The organism is Streptomyces resistomycificus, assembly GCF_001514265.1.
GTDB classification, from domain to species: Bacteria; Actinomycetota; Actinomycetes; order Streptomycetales; family Streptomycetaceae; genus Streptomyces; species Streptomyces resistomycificus.
The window spans coordinates 14,248-32,525 of the sequence record NZ_KQ948998.1 but is presented as its reverse complement, the minus strand read 5'-3'; the positions used below and the strand labels follow the sequence as shown (position 1 = coordinate 32,525).

Annotated in this window: 15 protein-coding genes; 14 read left to right on the top strand and 1 reads right to left on the bottom strand. The window is 68.4% G+C overall.

The features are described from left to right. Positions 1 to 45 precede the first annotated feature (45 nt). The 13 genes from eccB (at position 46) to AQJ84_RS29110 (ending at position 12,082) form a co-directional block, all read left to right on the top strand. Positions 46 to 1,569 (top strand): type VII secretion protein EccB, encoded by a 1,524-nt coding sequence (gene eccB / locus AQJ84_RS29170; RefSeq protein ID WP_053192520.1) that lies wholly within the window; start codon positions 46 to 48, stop codon positions 1,567 to 1,569. Positions 1,570 to 1,610: 41 nt separating this feature from the next. Further along, positions 1,611 to 2,837, top strand: coding sequence for a type VII secretion-associated serine protease mycosin (gene mycP / locus AQJ84_RS29165; RefSeq protein WP_037803072.1), 1,227 nt, complete (start codon positions 1,611 to 1,613; stop codon positions 2,835 to 2,837). Positions 2,838 to 2,954: 117 nt separating this feature from the next. After that, positions 2,955 to 3,374 carry a WXG100 family type VII secretion target gene (locus AQJ84_RS29160; protein WP_030041110.1) on the top strand — a complete coding sequence of 140 codons (420 nt, stop codon included), beginning with the start codon at positions 2,955 to 2,957 and terminating at the stop codon, positions 3,372 to 3,374. Between the two features lie 45 nt (positions 3,375 to 3,419). Beyond that, entirely contained in the window at positions 3,420 to 3,734 is a 315-nt protein-coding gene (locus AQJ84_RS29155) for a WXG100 family type VII secretion target (protein ID WP_030041111.1), read from the top strand. Continuing rightward, positions 3,734 to 5,473, top strand: coding sequence for an RNase A-like domain-containing protein (locus tag AQJ84_RS29150; RefSeq protein WP_030041112.1), 1,740 nt, complete (start codon positions 3,734 to 3,736; stop codon positions 5,471 to 5,473). Before AQJ84_RS29155 ends, AQJ84_RS29150 begins: the two co-directional genes overlap by 1 nt. Before the next feature lie 45 nt (positions 5,474 to 5,518). Further along, positions 5,519 to 6,118, top strand: a complete 600-nt coding sequence (locus AQJ84_RS29145; RefSeq protein WP_030041113.1) for a hypothetical protein — start codon at positions 5,519 to 5,521, stop codon at positions 6,116 to 6,118. Positions 6,119 to 6,128: 10 nt separating this feature from the next. After that, a complete protein-coding gene (locus tag AQJ84_RS29140; RefSeq protein ID WP_225877278.1) occupies positions 6,129 to 6,470 on the top strand; it encodes an RNase A-like domain-containing protein in 342 nt (113 codons plus the stop codon). Between the two features lie 52 nt (positions 6,471 to 6,522). Next, complete coding sequence (locus AQJ84_RS29135) at positions 6,523 to 7,218, top strand: contact-dependent growth inhibition system immunity protein (protein ID WP_030041115.1); 696 nt, start codon at positions 6,523 to 6,525, stop codon at positions 7,216 to 7,218. Between the two features lie 601 nt (positions 7,219 to 7,819). Next, positions 7,820 to 8,278 carry a hypothetical protein gene (locus AQJ84_RS29130; protein WP_063753118.1) on the top strand — a complete coding sequence of 153 codons (459 nt, stop codon included), beginning with the start codon at positions 7,820 to 7,822 and terminating at the stop codon, positions 8,276 to 8,278. Beyond that, positions 8,278 to 9,969 carry a hypothetical protein gene (locus AQJ84_RS43215; protein WP_157875000.1) on the top strand — a complete coding sequence of 564 codons (1,692 nt, stop codon included), beginning with the start codon at positions 8,278 to 8,280 and terminating at the stop codon, positions 9,967 to 9,969. Before AQJ84_RS29130 ends, AQJ84_RS43215 begins: the two co-directional genes overlap by 1 nt. Positions 9,970 to 9,993: 24 nt before the next feature. Then, entirely contained in the window at positions 9,994 to 11,271 is a 1,278-nt protein-coding gene (locus tag AQJ84_RS29120) for a S8 family serine peptidase (protein WP_198536375.1), read from the top strand. 103 nt (positions 11,272 to 11,374) lie between these two features. Then, positions 11,375 to 11,713: a hypothetical protein gene (locus AQJ84_RS29115; protein WP_030041119.1), complete on the top strand. Its 339-nt coding sequence runs from the start codon at positions 11,375 to 11,377 to the stop codon at positions 11,711 to 11,713. A 66-nt stretch (positions 11,714 to 11,779) separates the two neighbouring features. Next, positions 11,780 to 12,082 carry a WXG100 family type VII secretion target gene (locus tag AQJ84_RS29110; protein ID WP_030041120.1) on the top strand — a complete coding sequence of 101 codons (303 nt, stop codon included), beginning with the start codon at positions 11,780 to 11,782 and terminating at the stop codon, positions 12,080 to 12,082. 387 nt (positions 12,083 to 12,469) lie between these two features. Here the strand turns inward: AQJ84_RS29110 and eccCa are convergent, their stop codons facing one another. Continuing rightward, positions 12,470 to 16,441 (bottom strand): type VII secretion protein EccCa, encoded by a 3,972-nt coding sequence (gene eccCa / locus AQJ84_RS29105; RefSeq protein WP_079022728.1) that lies wholly within the window; start codon positions 16,439 to 16,441, stop codon positions 12,470 to 12,472. 319 nt (positions 16,442 to 16,760) lie between these two features. Between eccCa and eccD the strand changes: the two genes are divergently transcribed. Next, a complete protein-coding gene (eccD, locus tag AQJ84_RS29100) occupies positions 16,761 to 18,263 on the top strand; it encodes a type VII secretion integral membrane protein EccD (protein ID WP_053192524.1) in 1,503 nt (500 codons plus the stop codon). Positions 18,264 to 18,278 lie beyond the last annotated feature (15 nt).

The following is an 18,278-nucleotide window of genomic DNA, read 5'->3' as shown; positions in this document are numbered from 1 at the left end:
CCCGGCGAGCGCGGCCCAAGTGAACACGGGGAGAGACAGGCACAGATGGCATCCAGGCGCGACCAGCTCAATGCCTACACCTTCGCGAAGCGCCGCATGCTCGCGGCCTTCCTGCAGTCGTCGCCCGACGGCTCGGAGGAGGGGGCGCCCCGCCCGCTGCGGTCGGTACTTCCCGGCATCATCGTAGGCGTGATCGTCCTTGCCGTCTTCGGGGCGTGGGGCATGTTCAAGCCCACCGCACCCAAGGGCTGGAACACTCCCAACGCCAAGGTGATCATCGCCAGCGACTCGACCACCCGGTACGTCGTCCTGAAAACCGGCAAGCAGGTCCAGCTGCACCCGGTTCTCAACATGGCGTCCGCGAAACTGCTCCTCAACGAGGGCAAGGGCGAGGTCGTGACCGTCGCCGAGTCCGTCCTCGACAACGGCAAGATCCCGCATGGTGTGACCATCGGCATCCCGTACGCACCCGACCGCCTTCCCTCTGCGTCCGTGGCGGGCAGCGAGAAGCGCTGGGTGGTCTGTGAACGCCCCAGTGCGGGCGGCGAGTCCATCCAGAAGGCGGCGCTGGTCCTGGCCTCCCGCGACATGGAGGCGACCGAGGGCAAGGGCGAGAAGCTCACCGGCGGTCAACTCCTCTACGTCGAGGGCCCCGACGGCAACCGCTATGTCGTGGACGCGAACGGGCGGGCGTACCCCGTCGACAAGACCGATGAGCTGTTGCTGCGCGCAGTCGTCGGCTCCGGTCGGGAGCCCCAGAAGGTCTCCAAGGAGTGGATCGCCACCCTGCACACCGGTGACGCGATCTCCTTCCCGGAGATCTCCGGCCGGCCGGGCACGGCGGCCGGCGCCCCCGGCCAGTTGGACGACACGACCAACAAGGTCGGCATGGTGCTCAAGGCGTCCGACCTCAACAGCGATCAGTACTACGTGGTGCTGCCCGGCAGGGTCGCCCCCATCTCGGCCTTCGTGGCCCAGCTCCTGCTGTTCAGCGAGGACCTGGCCACCCTCGGACAGGCCGGTCACGCCAAGGAGATGAGCCCCGGCGCGATCGAGCCGGGCAAGGCGTTCGGCACCGAGCACGTCTGGCCGACCGAGGACCCGGAGCCCGTCAACGAGGCCACCGGCGCGGCCGGCAGCCGCAGCACCGTCTGCAACGTCCTGCGCGACGTGAACGGCTCCGGCCGGACCACGCTGAGCACATGGGCGGGCACGGACTTCCCGGCCAAGCTCCCCACCGGCTCCTCCAGCGCCTACGTCACGCCCGGCTCCGGCCAGCTCTACCGTCAGTTCCAGGGCGAGGAGACCAAGGCGGGACCCGTCTTCCTCGTCACCGACACGGGTCTGCGCTACGTCCTGCAGTCCAACGCCGACAGCGGCCCGGGTGACTCCGGCATCGGTACGACGGCCAAGGAGCGCGAGCAGGCCCAGCAGGAGGCCGAACAGGCCCAGACCCGGCTGGGTTACAAGGACGTGGACCCCGCACCGATTCCCGCGGCCTGGTCGGAGTTCCTGCCCACGGGCCCGCGCCTGTCGACCACGGCGGCACGCCAGCCGCAGGGCTCCTGAGGAGTGCGGACGTGCGACACCTGCCCTCGTCCCGCCGCGTGATGACCGCTGCGACCGCGGCCCTTCTGGCGACCGCCCCTGTTCTCCTCGCGCCTCCCGCCGTGGCGGCGGGCATCCCCTACTCGGAACAGTGCACGTTCCCCAACGGCAAGTACCCGGGCCGTCCCTGGGCCCTGCAACGGGTCCTCCTGGACGAACTGTGGAGCCAGTCCAGGGGCAGGAACGTACGGGTAGCGGTGATCGACACCGGTGTGGACGTGACGAACCCGCAGCTCACCGACGCGGTCGACGCGAAGAGCGGCCGCAACCTCCTGCCGAAGAACCTCAAGGACGACAACGGCAACCCGATCGAGCGGGGCAAGGAGAACGGCACCACGGACACCGTCGGCCATGGCACCAAGGTCGCCGGCATCATCGCGGCCCGCCCCGCCGACGGAACCGGCTTCGTGGGCCTGGCCCCCGACGCGACGATCATCCCGATCCAGCAGAACGACGCGGAGGGGCACGGCACCGCGGACACCCTGACCCAGGCGATCCGTTACGCCATCCGGGCCGGGGCCGGCGTCATCAACATCTCCCAGGACACGTCGAACGCGGTGAAGCCGAGCGCCGACCTGGAGTTGGCGATCAACGAGGCCCTGGCCGAGAAGATCGTGGTCGTGGCCTCGGCCGGCAACGACGGCCTCGGCGGCAACGTCAAGAAGACCTACCCGGCGTCCTACAAGGGCGTCCTCGCGGTCGCCGCCTCGGACCGCAACAACGAGCGCGCCTCCTTCTCGCAGTCCGGAGACTTCGTCGGAGTGGCCGCCCCCGGCGTCGACATGATCTCCACGGTCCCCAAGGGCGGACACTGCTCCGACAACGGTACGAGCTTCTCCGCGCCGTACGTCGCCGGTGTCGCGGCGCTGATCAAGGCGAAGCACCCGAGCTGGACGGCACAGCAGATCGTCGCCCAGATCGAACAGACCGCGGAACGCACGACCGGGGGTCACGACATCTACGTCGGCTGGGGCGTGGTGGACCCCGTACGTGCTCTCACGGAGGACGACGAACCGCTGGAGTCTCCCAACCCCCAAGCGGGACTCGGCAAACCGGAAGCCCCTACGCCGGCGAAGTTCCAGATCGGCGAAACGGCCGCCGAACGCAACGCCCGCCTCGCCACCTACGTCGCCGTGGGCGCGGCGGTACTCGTCGCCGGTCTCGGCGGCACGGCGGTGGCGATCCGGGACGCGCGCAGGCGTGCGCGACGGGTTGTGGGGGCGGAGTAGACGCACGCGATCTCGGCCCCAGAGAACTGGAGTTGGGCGTGCCGGTTCCGAAAATCATACGATTGTCGGAACAGTGCGGGACTCGTGATGCCGAAGCGACGGGGGCAGAGGTACGACATGGGTGTGAACGGATCCGGAGCAGGTTCGGCGCAGGGAGGCGGCAAGAACCTCCGGGTCTCGGCCCAGGATCTGACCAAGCTCGCGGGTGACCTGGACGACATGCAGGAGCACCTGGACAAGCAGGTCAAACGCATGGACGCGGTTGTCGACCGCATCGAGGCCGACTGGCGCGGCCCGGCGGCGACCGCGTACCGGAAGTTCCACCAGGCGGCGGCCGAGGACGCAGTACGCATCCGCGAGGTGATGAAGCTCCTGGAGGAGGCGGTACGGCTGAGCCGCGACGGCTTCTCCCAGGACGATCTTGAGGTGCTGGCGCAGATGCGGGCCATTTCTGTGGACGTCGGCAGTGAGGTCGACAGGCTGTCGACGCCGAACACGGAACCACCGGCACCGCGGAGCAGCCTCGACGGATTCTGATCCGCACTGCTTACAGACGTAGTTTCCGACATTCACTGGGGGATCATGTCGACCGGGCCCGCTTCCGACGACCACATAGCCGTCACCTTCGGCACGCTCCACGACCTCGCCGTGGAGCTTGAGGACATCCTCAAGCAGCTCAACGGCAAGCTGGACGGCCTCTACGACCGCGTCGTACCCGTCGTGCTGTCCTGGGAGGGCGAGACACGCGACGTCTTCGTCGACAAGCTCGACGAGTGGGACCGCTCGGCGCAGGATCTGCAGGCGGCCCAGAAGTGGCTGCACGAGTACGTCACCACCGGGCACGTCAACTACGCGGCGGCGCACCAGGCGGTGCTGCGGGGCTGGGGGGCCGCCTGATGGCAGACCGGCCAAGCGATGCCGAACGCAAGGAGGAGCGGGACCGGCTGAACCCGGCGGCGCCGGACAGCGGGGGTGGTTTCGACGTGCAGCCACCACACCTGTACTACTCGTCAGTGGTCATACGCGACGGGCAGTTCGACTACGACAAGGGCGCCACCAAGCTGGTCGGTGCGCTCAACCAGTACAGCCAGTCGGCAGGAACCGGGTGGGGCCCGGACTCCTTCGCCAAGGTCTACATGCAGATAGCCGAGAAGTTCGTCCAGGTCTGGGCCGCCAGCGTGGTGAGCGTCGGCGGCGTCGCGGTGGGCCTGACCACGACTGCCAACAACTACCAGGCAGCGGACTGGTCCACGCGCGGTATGCAGGGCCCGGCGCCGCGCCGCAGTCCTCCCGTCGTCATCGACAAACAGCCCAACTACGGGAAGATCAACGACATCAAGTGGACCGGGACCGGCGAGGACGCCGATTCCTGGGCGATCTCCGGGGCCATGGGAGAGATTCCGGACTTCCTCGCCGAAGTCATCCGGCCGGCCATCGAGCACGGGCTGAATCTCGGCAAGACCCATGAGATCACGCCGGGCGCTCGCGATGACGACCTCAAGGGAATGGCCACCGCGTGGCGGGAGGCGGCGAGCACCGCACTCAAGGCCGGTGACGATTTCACCTCAGCCATCAGCTACATGACGGACCCGAACGGAAACAACGAATGGCAGAGCGCGATGAAGTCGTTCTGCCAGTCGATCTGGGGGACCACCGCATGGGGCCGTAGCCGGAACTCGCAGGGACAGATCGCCCAGCCTCACCAGGGCGGACGCAGTTGGAAAACCTCGGGAAACGTGGCGCCCGCACAGCGCAGGCCGATCCTGGAGGTGCTGCACCACACCGCTGACACCATTCAGAAGACCTGTGACGACCTGGCCCAGGCCGCGCAGACCTGTCGGGAGACCACCACCGCCCTGGCCAAAACGGCGGCCCAGAAGATGGTGGAGGACCTGACGACCGGGCTCGACGCGCTCGAACTGCTCCAACTCGCAGGCACCCTCATGTTCGGCAAGCTCGTGTACACCTTCCGCACGCACATGGACCGGGCGGCCGCGGACCGGGCCGTCGAGATCTACCAGCAGAAGTTCAGCGACGCTGCCACCACACTCCTCGCGCTGGAATGGGAGCTGGACGAGGCACTCAAGAGTGCGCCCACGTTCATTGCGGAGGCGGCCAGGGCCGAGGCCTTCGCAGGCCGATCGTTGAACGAGTTCAAGAAGGAGCACAAGCTTCTTAACGGGGAAAACCCGATTCCGTACAAGTACACGATCGACCTCGCGATGGCCGAGGACCTCGGCGGCGGCCACACCATCGACAAACACGTCGGCAAGACCGACGACCAACTTCTCCAGCGCCTGCGCGACCAGGCCGGCATCCCGGCGGCCTCCAGCTTCACGGACCTGGCGTCGGCCCAGAATTACACCCAGGCCTGCATCCGGCAGAACAGCGGTGCCATCGACGCGTGGCTGGCGACTGGCCCCCCGCCCCAGCCGTCCAGCCCGATCTTCCAGGTCAGCTCGGTGGCTTCCGACCCCAACAACCCGCTGGCCGTGGCCCCGGTGACCGGGCGCACCTCAAGGATGGTCAATGGCCAGGCGACCCCGGTGACCGAAGCGCACGGCGTTGCCACCCGCCTCAGATACGACGCCGGCCTCACCCCGCCCTTCGCCGTGGTCACCTCCATGCCCAAATAGGCTGAAGCCTTGCCGCACAGAACACGACCGTCACAGGGAGCCACGATGTCGACGCCGGATGCCGAGGCCTGGGCCGAGGCGCTCACCATGTTCGAGGGGCGGTACTCGTACGTCCTGGTGGGACCCCGTACGCACCCGGACTGGGAACGCGATGTAGCGGCCGTCATGCGCCGGGAGGCGGCGGATCCTCGGTCCTGGAGGTGGATCGACGTCGACGAAGGCGAGGAGGAACGTCTGGAGGACCCGTTCTTTCCCTTCGCCCCGCCGCCTTCCGACCCGGAAGGCGCGGCGACATGGCGGGCCGGCCTGTGGACGGTGCCCCGGACATCGGTGGAAAGGCTGCTCGTCATGCTCTCCACCACCTGGCTGGATGTCCCCGGCGAACGCGCCCACAATCACTTCGAGACCCGCCGGCCGGAACTCGAGCGGAAGGCCAGGGTGATCCTCTCCCGCTTCCCGGAGGGGACGTCGTTCTTCACGAACGCCGGCTACCCGGGGTCGATAACCGCCACCCGCGCCACGCCCCCCGACTTCTACGAGGCGACTACCGGCTGTACCCCGTTGTCCCAGTACGACTGGGATCTCGGCCTGATCGCGGTGTCCGAGTCCGAACTCGGTACCTTCTGGTCCTTCGACGCCACCTGATGGGACTCTCATGAACACCACGGACGGCATGGACGGCGCAGCAGCAGTCGTGGTCCGCACCCGTAGCGCCAGCTATCCCGACCGCGAGACCGCCCAGTGGGCCACCCAGGAGGTCGTCACCTCCAACGAGCAGGTGATCCACCGCTGGCTGGCCCGTTCCACGCGCCCCCGCCTTGCCATCGAGGCGTCCTGGCCGTCCCGGCCCGAGCCGGTGGGCCGGGTGCTGTTGCAGGCGATGATGTTGGCGGGGCGGGAGCCGGTGGATGTGCGGGCGGCGCGGGTGGTCCTGAAGCGGGACGCGTCGCGGCCGCACGGGTTCGTCGTCCACGCCACCTTCCCCGTCTACCTGTAGAGCCCCGTAGAGCTTTGTATAGCCCCGTAGAGACCTGTAGAGGCTGATCGCCGTGCCCTTGAGCCCCCTCGAACACGACCGCCGCTACGGCGAGCTGGACCAGGTGATGCGTGCCTACGCCGGACAGTCGGCCGACGACACCGCGGACAAGCCCAGCCAGGCCCTGACCGCATACCTGCGCCACACGTGGCACAGCCGCCCGTGGGCGCTGGCCGTCGCCGAGCGGCAACTGCGCGAGTACGCCGACAACCCGCCCGGCCGACTCCGGTTGCGCCTCCGCGAGTTCTACCCGATCCCCGACGTCGGCCTGCCCGGGGGCGAGACTCAGCAGTGGCTGTACTGCCTTGCCGACCACATCAAACACAGCGTCGAGGAGGGCGAGGTTCCTCCGCCCATGGCCACCCCCGCCACCCACTGGGAGTGGCACGCCCGCTTCCCCGAGCTCGGACAGTTCCTCGGCGGCTGGTTCTCGCAGGACATGCCGGACGAGTTCGACGACCATGACACGGCAGTCGACGACTACCGCACCACCACCGACCCGCACCTCGTGGCCCGCCTCGTCGGCGAACTGCGCGAACTGCTCGCCCTCGATCTGGACGAGGCCGACTACGCCTTGGCCGTCGCCGAGTTGGGCATGGAGGTCGACTCGCCGGCCCCGTACTCGCCGAGTGGCTGGCTGGCGCTGGTCGCCGATCGACTTGGTTCGCCTCGGGCGGAGTACGGGCCCCGGGAGACGGCGGAAACCTGAGTGGCGTCAAGTCCGGCCACGGCCTGTTGCCTCTGCTCAAGCGGCTCTCGCACGAATGGACGCGCGTGCGGACTCGCAGAGGCCGCGGCCGATCACCAAGCGTGTGGTGAGGCTCCTCGGCCTTGAGGCCCACTGGTAGTCCAACACCGGTTATGCGGACATGGGCAACGTGGTTCAAGGCGCGTGCGTCGCCACTTTAACGGGGCGTGAGTATCCCGGCGAGGTCGTCGCCCGGCGGCCGCCGACGACCGACCCGCGGCGAGCATCGACGGGCGCCATGCAACCACGCGCCGGCCTCGAGCGATGGCACGTTTTGGGATAGCAAAGAACGCGCCCCGTACGACATCTGCCCCATAGAGACCGTTCCTGGCAGGAAGCGAGCAGGGTGAAGCGCGAGTGACTTGCCCATGTTTCAGGCGTTTCGGGGTGTTTCAGAGCGGCCCTCTGATGGTGTCTCGACAACTTCGTAACTCACCTAACACAAAGTTCAGTTGGCCGCGATTTACACAATGACTACAGTGGTCGTCGAGTGTGTTGATCAGGCCACCACCTGTGCACCGCTCGACTGCTTCACAAACGGGGAACGGGGAAGGAAGGCATCGTGCCTGCTGCGGAGCGCCAGGCTCTCAAAGTCCGCCTGGAGTCGCTCGGAGAGTTCAAGAAGCGTGTGGACGCCGCGCTCTCCAACTTCGAAGGCTCGCAAGGCAGCGCGCAGAAGCTGGGCGCGCACCGTCTCTCAGAGGCGTCGTTCAAGGGCGCGGGTCGCTTCGACGAGGCTTCCGGGCTCTACGCGCAGTACGAGCGCGTCCACGAGCGGCTGACTGCGCTCTCCAAGAACCTGGGCCTGCAGATCGAAGCGCTCCAGATCGCCGTGAACGGCGCGAGCGGCAACTTCAGCGACATCGAAGAGGAGCAGCGGCGACGGTTCTGGGAGATCCAGACCGAGATCGGGCGGCAGGAAGAGGAAGCGCGGCGGGAGCGGGCCGCCGCGGAAGCGGCAGAGCACGGGGAGCCCGTGAAGAAGCGCTCCGGCGACAAGCAGGCAGGGGGTGGCCTCTGATGAGTGACGAGCGCAAGCACCAGGATCCGCACCAGGCGGAGAAGCAAGACGCAGCCGCGCAGCTCAGCGCCATCGACTTGATCAATCAGGGAACGGCATTCGTCAGCAGGGCCTTTCCCTTTGGTGGTGGTGTCCCTCGCGTCTTCGGCAAGACGGACTTCGAGAGCCACGACCTGAACGCCATGATCGACCTGGTCGAGTCCGCGAAGCCGGAGGACCTGGAGACCGCGGGCAAGGCCCTGTGGGACGCCAAGGACGCCATCGAGAAGGCCGCCAACGAACTGAAGAGCCACATCGGGAGGGTCGAGTGGGAGGGCGAGTCCGCCACGGCCTTCCACACATGGGGCGAAAACCTCGTCAAGCACGCTCTTGAGCTGGCGACCTTCGCCGAAACCGCCGGTACCCAGATCACCGCAGCGGCCACGGGCCTCGCGTCGGTCCGCAGCGCCATGCCGCCGCGCGACACCCGGGCCGTCCGCAAGACGGTGGAGGACATCCCGACGCCCAAGCAGGTCGACGGTAACGAGGAGTACACGGCGGCGGTCAAGGTCGAGAAGGACCGCCAAGAAGCGATCAACCAGATGAACCGGCTGGCCTCGTTCTACGAGGTGTCAGAGGGATACCTGGCGAATCAGCAGGCGCCTACGTTCGAGGCCATGCCGGATGTGGGGGTACCCAAGCCGGATCCGAGCTATCGCGACCCGTTCAATCACAGTGATGTGCAAGGCGGCACGGGCCTTGGGGCCGGTCGTGAGTCCCTGGCGGTCGGGAATGATTACTCCGGCACAGGAACCACACATCCCCGTTCGGAAGTCACGACACCGCCGATCCGGCATGTGGACGCCCCGACCACCCGCCCGGATGTGAACGTCGGTACAAACATTGACAGCGTAGGAACTCTCCCGCCTCAGGAGACCACGAGGCCGGCGACCAACATGCCGACGACAGGCCCTGGTCCGAGCGGCGGGAACGGAGGGCCGGTCCCGCCATTCTCCCCCGGCGCGGTTCCTCCTCCGAGTGGGCTGACCGGCCGTCCCTCGGGCTTCGGCGGAGCGAACGGCAACAACAGGGCCCCGATCTCGGCTCAGGGCCGCACAGCGACTCCTAGTGGCACCGCTGGCGGGCGTGGCGCGACGGGCCCCATGGGGCGCGCAACTACTCCGGGGCAGTCGGGAATCCGAGGCGGCGGGGCGTCACCCATGGGGCGAGGTGTCTCCGGTGGTACGGCGCGCCCGATCGCGGGACCGACGAGTGGCCGTGCCGGTGGCACGAGTTCAGGGGCGTCGCGCGGTAATGGTGTCGTCGGAGGACGGCCCATCACCAGTGTCAATCCAGGGCCATCAGGTTCCAGGGTGCCTCGCGGTACGGTCGTCGGCGCCGACGGCAACACTGCCTCCCGCGCGACTGCCGGCCAGATCGGACAGCGTGGAGTCATCGGGGCACCGAACTCCAATCCTGCTACCGGCTCTCGTACCGACCAGACTGGCCGCTCCGCTGGGGGTAATCCTGACGGCGTTGTTGGTACGCCCAGGGGGCGAGCCGCCGCTGCGAGAAGCGGTGGATCGGCCGGAGGCGGTACTGACGCCATGCCCGGCCCGAGGGGGAATCGGCGGAACACGAATGGTGAAGTCCGTGAAGGCGAACGTCAGCCCGACCCGCCGCGGCGTAACGCGCCGCCGGTGACTGACTGAACACGAGCGAGGATCTACAGAGGCATGACAGGGACCAGCCCACGTGGCGGATTGACTGCGCTTTTCGCAGGACGTGCCGGACGACGAGTGTCGGCCGTGTGCGCGGCACTCGGCGCGTTCGCCGTCGTGTCTTCGGGGCTGGCTCCGAACGCAGTGGCCGCCGATGTCCAGTCGAAGCAGTGGTACTTGGACCCGATGGACGTGGAAGGGATGTGGAAGGTCAGCACTGGCAAAGGCGTAAAGGTTGCCGTGCTGGACACTGGTGTGAATCCCGATACCTCGTCCCTGAAGGGACAGGTGCTCCAAGGTGAGGTGCCACGTGCGGTCTCGTACAACGCCACCGAGGACTACCTGGGCCACGGCACCAGCATGGCGGAGTTGATTGCCGGTACAGGGGCCGGAGGTGGCCTGCAGGGCCTGGCCCCTGGAGCGAAAATCGTTCCCTATCGGGTGCTGACCAAGGGCGTGACGAACAGCACCGACAAAAAGAAGACTCCGTCGATCGCGGATGCGATCAAGGCGGCTGCTGACAGCGACGCCCAAATCCTGAGCATGTCGTTCGGCGGCGATATTACCAACCCCGATGAGGAGGCCGCCGTCAAGTACGCCCAATCCAAGGGCAAGCTGATGTTTGCCGGCACGGGCAATGACGCCGAATCCAAGAACTTCATCGGCTTTCCAGCCGCCTACCCCTATGTCGTCGGAGTGGCTGCCGCGGACGAGACGGGGACAGTCGGATCCTTCTCGGAGCACGGCAACTATGTCGATCTGGCGGCGCCTGGCCTCAACGTGCCCACGTGGTGCGACGCCACATTTCGCGCGTACTGCTCCGACGGAGAAGGAACAAGTATGGCAACTGCCATCGCCTCCGCCTCCGCAGCCCTCATCTGGTCCGCACACCCCGACTGGACGGCCAACCAGGTCCTCCGCTCCTTGATCGATACGGCCGGCCGGGACTGGCCGAAGGATGAGCCGAGCAACTACCTCGGCTACGGCCTGGTCCGCCCTCGCAAGGTGCTGGAAAGCAGCAGCATCAACCCGGGCCCCGCCAACACGGATCCTCTTAGCTACGAGAACGGGACCGGCATCCCCGGAGTCTCCTCCCCTCCCTCTTCCTCTGCTTCCGCCTCAGCCGCGTCACAAGCGCCGAAGGATACTTCAGGCGACGCGACCTCGGCGGCAGGATCCAGCTCGAACTCATCTGATGACAAAACCCAGTTGTACGTAATCCTTGGCGCCGCCCTAGTTGTGGTGATCGGCGGCGGAGCCTTCGCCCTGGCACGCAAGAGGCGAACCCCCTGACGGTTCCCCGCAGCTGCGCTCCGCCTCAGGTGAGGCGTCGCTCCGCCGCGGCCCCGCAAGCAACCCCGTAACAACACTGAATTCCATGAAGGGAAGTCCAGCCGTGGCAGAGGGACAGAAGCTCAGTAACAGCGAAGTCATCCTGCTCGAAAAGGAAATGGTCGAGCGGTACGAGTCGATGCGAGGCACGCTGAGTAGCCTCCAGGGCACCCTGGACACGATGGAGGTGCACTGGCAGGGCATCGGCGCCGCGGCCTTCAACTCCAAGCAGGTCGAGATCAACGAGCGTGTGAAGCACATCGGCGCCCTGCTCACGTGGTTCCTCGACAACATCAACGAGACCCGCAACATCAACAGCACGGGCGAGGACGCGATCCGCGCCAGCATGCAGAGCATCGATGTCGAGTACGGCGGAGAGAAGTCGGCGCTCAGCAGCTACTGAGCGATCCCCCTCGCACAGCCGGGCTCGCTCAGGCCCGCGACAAGCCACATGAAGGAATGAGGAACGATGGCCAACGTCAACTACGACGGTCTCGCTGTTAAGTACGGCGGTCTCGACGCGATCACCACCGAGCTCGGCAACCAGGCCAGCAAGCTCGAATCGGACATCCAGGCGCTGAAGGCCGCGGTTGTCCGCGTCGCCGCGGGCTGGGAAGGCGAGGCCGCGAACGCGTTCGGCGGCAAGATGAAGGAGTGGGACGCCGACGCCGACGCCATTCACCAGGCGCTCGTCAGCATCGGCAAGAAGGTCACCGACGCCGGCGGTGACTACCGCGCCGGTGACATGAAGGCGGCCAGCTACTTCCAGTGAGCTGAGCGGATCGGCACGACAGGGTGGGCACGCGCGGGAGGTGCCCACCCTTTGCCGTATCGGTCATGCCGCGATGCGTATCGGCAGAGGGTCATGGTTGAAACCCGGCCCACCATCGCTCCTCACACCTGAGCAGCCATCGAGAACGACCACACGGCCGTACCCACCATGACCGCCGCACAGGCGAACGCCACGATCCGCTTCGACCGGTACTCGGAGTCCGACGGCTCGTTCGCCTCCGGGTCCCGGAACCGGCGTGCCTGGAACCGTCAGCACAGCGCCCGCTGGATGGCCGTGCCGAGTCCCCCGAGTACCAGAGCCGGCAGGATCAGGAAGATCCCCACGCCAAGCGGCAGCGCCCCGCCGGCCGGTACCACGTACGGCACCTCAGTAGTCCCTCTCAGCCACCAACCCCACCTGAACCAACGGCTTCCCCCGGCGCCGAGACACGAAGATGCCCCGTCCCGCGGGCATCGGCCGCGCCCGAACCCCGCCGAGGAGGTCGCCTTCGCCCGGGTCGCCGGCCAGGACGACCCCCTGTGCGCCCAGTTCCTTGATGCGCTGCATGAACGCCTCGTACGACGCCCGCCCGGCACCGGCCGTGGAACGGGCGATGATGAACCGCACGCCCACGTCGCGGGCGAACGGCAGGAGCTCGGTCAGGCCGGACAGCGGGTTCCCGCTCGACGTGGACACCAGGTCGTAGTCGTCGATCACGACGTACACGGTCGGTCCCTGCCACCAGCTCCGGTCCCGCAGCTGCTGCGCCGTCACGTCGGCCGTGGGGGAGCGGCGCTTCATCAGGTCGGCCAGGGCGCCCATGTGGTGGTCCATGGCGTTGGACATGGGGATGTACTCGGCCAGGTGGGACGCCGGGGTCACGTCCAGCAGCGAGCGCCTGTTGTCGATGACGAACAGCTTGGCCTCGTGACCCGGATACCGTTCCGTCAGCTGCTTGATCAACAGCCGCAGCAGGTTCGACTTGCCCGACTCGCTCTCGCCGAAGACGAGGAAGAACGGGTCCTGCTCGAAGTCCACGAAGACCGGTTCGAGGTTGTCCTCGTCTAGTGCGAAGGCGACACCGCGCTGCGGAAGGCGGTCGCCCGGAGGTAGTTGCGCGGCCGAGAACTCGCGGGGCAGCAGCCGGACCTCGGGCGCACCGGGCGCCTGCCAGTGCCGGGTGACCTCGGTCGCCAGCGCCGCCGTGGCCTCCGACAGCTCCGTGTCGGAGTTCAGTCCGTCGATCCGCGGCACCGCGGCCATGAAGTGCAGCTTCTGCGGGGACTGGCCGCGTCCGGGAACCCCCGAGGGCACGTTCGCGGCGACCTTGCGGTCCATGTCGGAGTCCATGGGGTCGCCGAGCCGCAGCTCGAGGCGGTTCATCAGGTGGTCCTTGAGGTTGGACCGGACCTCCATCGACCTCGACGCCGAGAGGACCACGTGGATGCCGTAGCCCAGGCCGCGCGCCGCGATGTCGAGGACGATCGGCTCCAACATGTCGTATTCGGTGCGGAAGTTGCCCCAGCCGTCGATGACCAGGAAGACGTCACCCCACGGCTGGTCCGTCACGGAGATCTCGCCCCGGGCCCGTCGGGCCCGGAAGTCCCCGATCGACGGGATGCCGGCGGAGCGGAAGTACTCCTCGCGGCGGGTCAGCACGCCGAACACCTCGGCCACCGTGCGCCGTACCCGCTCCGGGTCCAGGCGTGAGGCCACGCCTCCCACATGCGGCAGGCCGGCCACCGCGGCCATGCCGCCGCCACCGAAGTCGAGTCCGTAGAACTGGACTTCGTGTGGTGTGTGCGTCAGCGCGAACGAGGAGATCAGGGTGCGCAGGAGGGTCGACTTTCCGGACTGCGGGCCGCCGATGATCTGCATGTGGCCGGCCGCGCCGGAGAAGTCGATCCAGAGCGGGTCGCGGCGCTGCTCGAACGGCTTGTCCAGAAGGCCGACCGGCACGACCAGACGCCCGGCGCCCTCATAGCCCGGCTGGGTGAGTCCGCGGCCCTGCACCGCCGTGAGACCGGGCAGCAGGGCGTCCAGCGACGGCGGGCTGTCCAGCGGCGGCAGCCACACCTGGTGGGCCGCCGGGCCCTGTGCCTCAAGTCGGCGCACGACCACGTCGAGCACGGTGTCGGCGAGCGCGTCGTCGACCTGAGGACCGTCGTCCGCGGGACGCTGCTGGGGTACCGCCACGTACTGGACCGGCACTTCGGACGCCGTGAACAGCACCGGCCTCCGGTTCACCGGCAGTGGGCCGCCGCTCAGTGCCGAACGCTGCGGGCCGGAGCGGTACACACCGGAGACGTACGCCGCCTTGAAGCGCACCATCTCGCCCGTGCCGAACTTGAGGATGCCGGAACCCGGGACGTTCGGCAGTTCGTAGGCGTCCGGAACACCGATCGCGGCCCGGGACTCCGCCGCGGAGAAGGTGCGCAGACCGATCCGGTACGACAGGTAGGTCTCCAGACCGCGCAGGCGGCCCTCCTCCAGGCGCTGCGACGCCAGCAGCAGATGCACACCGAGCGACCGGCCGATACGGCCGATCTGCACGAACATCTCGATGAAGTCCGGCTTGGCGGTGAGGAGTTCGCTGAACTCGTCGATCACCAGCACCAGGGAGGGAATGGGCTGCAGGGGAGCACCCGCGGCCCGCGCCTTCTCGTAGTCGTGGATGTTGGCGTAGTTGCCCGCGTCGCGCAGCATCTCCTGGCGGCGGTTGAGCTCGCCGCGGATGGAGTCGCCCATACGGTCGACCAGGGTCAGATCGTCCGCGAGGTTGGTGATGACGGCCGCCACGTGCGGCATCTGCGCCATACCGGCGAAGGTCGCACCGCCCTTGAAGTCCGCGAGGACGAAGTTCAGCGTCTCCGAGGAGTGCGTCACGGCCAGGCCCAGCACCAGGGTGCGCAGCAGCTCCGACTTGCCGGAACCGGTGGCGCCCACGCACAGGCCGTGCGGCCCCATGCCCTCCTGCGCGGCCTCCTTGAGGTCCAGCATCACGGGCCGGCCGTCCTCGCCGAGCCCGATCGGAACCCGCAGCCGCTCGGCCAGCGAACGCGGCCGCCAGGTGCGCCTGGTGTCGACGGACGCCGCGTCACCGAGGTTCAGCAGGTCGGTGAACTCCAGGTTGGCGAGGAGGGGCTCGTCGTCGTCCCCGCCGGAGGCCATCCGCAGCGGGGCGAGTTGCCGGGCGAGGGCCTCCGCGGACTCGTGGGAGAGGGCGTCGGGAGTCCCCTCGTAGACCACGCCGTGCCCCGACTCCAGGTGCAGTGCGTCGGGTCGTACGACGATGGAGAGCTCGCCGCCGGCTCCCGTCAGCTCGCCGGGGACGATCTCGAGGACCGTGACGCCCTGCAGGCCCTCGGGGTTGGCCAGGACGGAGTCCTGCGGCAGGGAGACGCCGTCGAGGACCACCACGATGTGCGGTTCCTCCGGCAGGGGCGCCGCGTTGGGGTGGAAACGCGGACGGCCGGTCAGTCGGGTGGAGAGCAGGTTCTCCAGCTCGCGGGAATCGCTGTCGATCAGCCTGCGACTGCCCGCGCCGTCCACCGCGCCGGGCGCCTGGACGTGCGGCAGCCACTTGGCCCACTCCCAGTGGGGCAACTCCTCGCGGCCGGCCGCGACCACGATGAGCAGGTCCTCGGGGGAGTGCAGCGCGGCCAGCGAGCCGGCCACGGCCCGGGCGGAGGAACGTACGGACTGCGGGTCGCCGCTGATGGTGACGTGGTAGAAGGCCCGCAGCGAGACGGCCATCGGCAGGTCGTCCAGGGTGCCGTGGACGGCGAGGAAACGCTGCATCGCACCGGCGGTCAGCGGCTCCAGCTGCTCGACGGGGGCGGTCGCGGGGGCGACCAGGCCGCTGGCGAGGGCCTGCGAGCCGAGGCCGATGCGGACCTGGGCGAAGTCCTCGTCACCGGGGCGCCGTTCCCACACCCGGCTGCCCTCGGCGACCAGAGCCCACAGCTGCTCGGGCGAGGGGTGCAGGAAGTACTGCGCGTCCCGCTGCGCCTTCGCCGTGTCCACAGCCGTACGTCGGGTCTGCGCCAGATAGCTCAGGTAGTCGCGGCGCATGTCCGCCAACTGCCCCTGGGAGCCCCGGCGGAAGCGGACCACCATGGCGATGGCCATGGCGACCGTCGACGCGATCATGATCATGCCCATGATCTTCATGAACGGCTGCCCGTTCGTGAAGAAGAACACCACCGAGCCACCCATGCCGAGGGTCGGCAGGAGTTGCATCAGCACGCTTTCCTGGTGCCCCCGCGGCAGTTCGGGCGGAGGCTGCAGGACGATCTCCTGCGTGGGCACTTCGGACGGCAGTGCCCGAGGCGGGCGCTTCACGACGATGTGGCTCACTGTCACCCATTCTTCTGGCCGCCCCGAGAGTCCGTCCGCCGCCCCGTGTCAGGCGGACGCAGGCCGCCGCGTGATCCTACTGACTTCATACGAGACGAGGGGACGGTAGGGTGCCGGATGTTCGCGTGAGCACACGCGAGTTGGGCTGACGGTTCGGGACATTCCGTGCGATCTGGCGAGGTACGGAAGCCGGACGGCAGCCTCGCGGCACCGTAGCCGCAGCCTCGCCACGGCGTCGGTCTCGACGGGCGGGGAAAGCGGCGCAGGACTTTCACGCCGCAGGCGCAGAACCATCACTGAGGGGGATCAGCAGGTGAGCATGACGGCCTCCGCGGCAGCCACCGGAGGAGGGACCGGTACGGGGCCTTCCGGAACGGGCACGGGGCTCGGCTTCTGCCGGGTCACGATCGTCGCCCCCGACAGCCGGATCGACGTGGCGCTGCCCGACGACATCCCGGTCGCCGACATCTATCCGGAGATCCTCAGGCTCTCCCAGCAAAGCCCCGCCGAGGGCGCACCCGTCGGCTACCACCTGGTACGCCGGGACGGCACCGTCCTCGACAGCTCCCGGTCCTTCGCCGCACAGCGGATCCTCGACGGTGAACTCCTCTCGCTGCGCCCCTTCTCCGAGTCGCTTCCCCCGGCCGTCTTCGACGACGTCTCCGAAGCGGTCGCCTCGGCCGTGACGAGCGAACGGACCCTGTGGAGCGGCGACTTGACGCGCGCCTCGGGCCTCGTCGGCGGAGGCGTGCTGCCGGTCCTGCTCGCCTTCGTGGCCTGGACCGGCGATCCGCTCCACGACATGCACAGCCTCCCCGGCATCCTCGCCGGGGTCGCGGGTGTCCTTCTGGTCGTCCTCGCGTGCGTGCGGGCCCGGGTCTACGACGACCGGGCCTCGGCCGTCGCCTTGGGACTCGGCGCCCTGCCCAACGTCGGCGTGGCGGGCTCGGGGCTCCTGCCGCTCGCCGACGGGGAGGGTATCGGCAAGCTGCAGTTCCTCCTCGCCTGCGCGGCGGTGCTGCTGGCCTCCTTCCTCCTCACCCTGTGCTCGCCGAGCGGGGACGGCCCGTTCGTCGCCTTCGTCTTCGCCTCCGCCATCGGCCTGCTCGCCACGTTCGCGGCGACCCTCGCCGACTGGAGGCCCTCCGAGATCGCCGCTCTGTGCGCCCCGATCGCCGTCGGCGGCCTGGCCTTCCTGCCCGGGCTGTCGATGCGCTTCGCCCGGCTGCCCATCGGCTTCGACGCCCCGGACACCGCCCCGCGCAGTGCGTACGACACCGACCCCGCTCCCCAGGAGCCTGTCGACGCCGAGCGGGTCGCTGCCAAGGCGCGGCGCGGCCACGAGCTCCTGGTCGGACTGGTGGGCGGCTGCGCGCTGACCGCCGTCGGTGCCTCGGCCGTCCTCGGCTTCTCCTCGAACGTCTGGGCCCAACTCCTCGCCCTTGCGACCGGGGTGGCCCTCCTGATGCGCGCCCACCTCTTCCGCTACACCGGCCAGGTCGCCCCCGTCCTCGCCGCAGGACTTGCCTCGCTCGTACTCCTGGGCCTCGGACTGGCCCTGAACCCGCCGCAGTCGATCGTCTATGAGGCGCTCAGGGGCGACCGAACCGACCTCGATGTCAGGACCATCTGGCTCGTCGCGGCCATCGCCGCCGTGGCCGCGCTCGTCACCGCGATCGGCCTGATCGTCTCGCGCGGCGGCCTCACCCCGTTCTGGGGACGCTTCCTGGAGATCGCAGAGGGCTTCGTGCTGCTCACCCTGGTGCCCCTGGCACTGGCCGTCTTCGACGTGTACACCACCGCCCGGTCGATGACGAGCTGACGGAGGGATTGTCAG

What these genes read in the sequence shown, in the direction of transcription:
- eccB (WP_053192520.1), top strand. Translation starts at nt 46, where the DNA reads ATGGCATCCAGGCGCGACCAGCTCAATGCCTACACCTTCGCGAAGCGC.
- mycP (WP_037803072.1), top strand. Translation starts at nt 1,611, where the DNA reads ATGACCGCTGCGACCGCGGCCCTTCTGGCGACCGCCCCTGTTCTCCTC.
- AQJ84_RS29160 (WP_030041110.1), top strand. Translation starts at nt 2,955, where the DNA reads ATGGGTGTGAACGGATCCGGAGCAGGTTCGGCGCAGGGAGGCGGCAAG.
- AQJ84_RS29155 (WP_030041111.1), top strand. Translation starts at nt 3,420, where the DNA reads ATGTCGACCGGGCCCGCTTCCGACGACCACATAGCCGTCACCTTCGGC.
- AQJ84_RS29150 (WP_030041112.1), top strand. Translation starts at nt 3,734, where the DNA reads ATGGCAGACCGGCCAAGCGATGCCGAACGCAAGGAGGAGCGGGACCGG.
- AQJ84_RS29145 (WP_030041113.1), top strand. Translation starts at nt 5,519, where the DNA reads ATGTCGACGCCGGATGCCGAGGCCTGGGCCGAGGCGCTCACCATGTTC.
- AQJ84_RS29140 (WP_225877278.1), top strand. Translation starts at nt 6,129, where the DNA reads ATGAACACCACGGACGGCATGGACGGCGCAGCAGCAGTCGTGGTCCGC.
- AQJ84_RS43215 (WP_157875000.1), top strand. Translation starts at nt 8,278, where the DNA reads ATGAGTGACGAGCGCAAGCACCAGGATCCGCACCAGGCGGAGAAGCAA.
- AQJ84_RS29120 (WP_198536375.1), top strand. Translation starts at nt 9,994, where the DNA reads ATGACAGGGACCAGCCCACGTGGCGGATTGACTGCGCTTTTCGCAGGA.
- AQJ84_RS29110 (WP_030041120.1), top strand. Translation starts at nt 11,780, where the DNA reads ATGGCCAACGTCAACTACGACGGTCTCGCTGTTAAGTACGGCGGTCTC.
- eccD (WP_053192524.1), top strand. Translation starts at nt 16,761, where the DNA reads ATGACGGCCTCCGCGGCAGCCACCGGAGGAGGGACCGGTACGGGGCCT.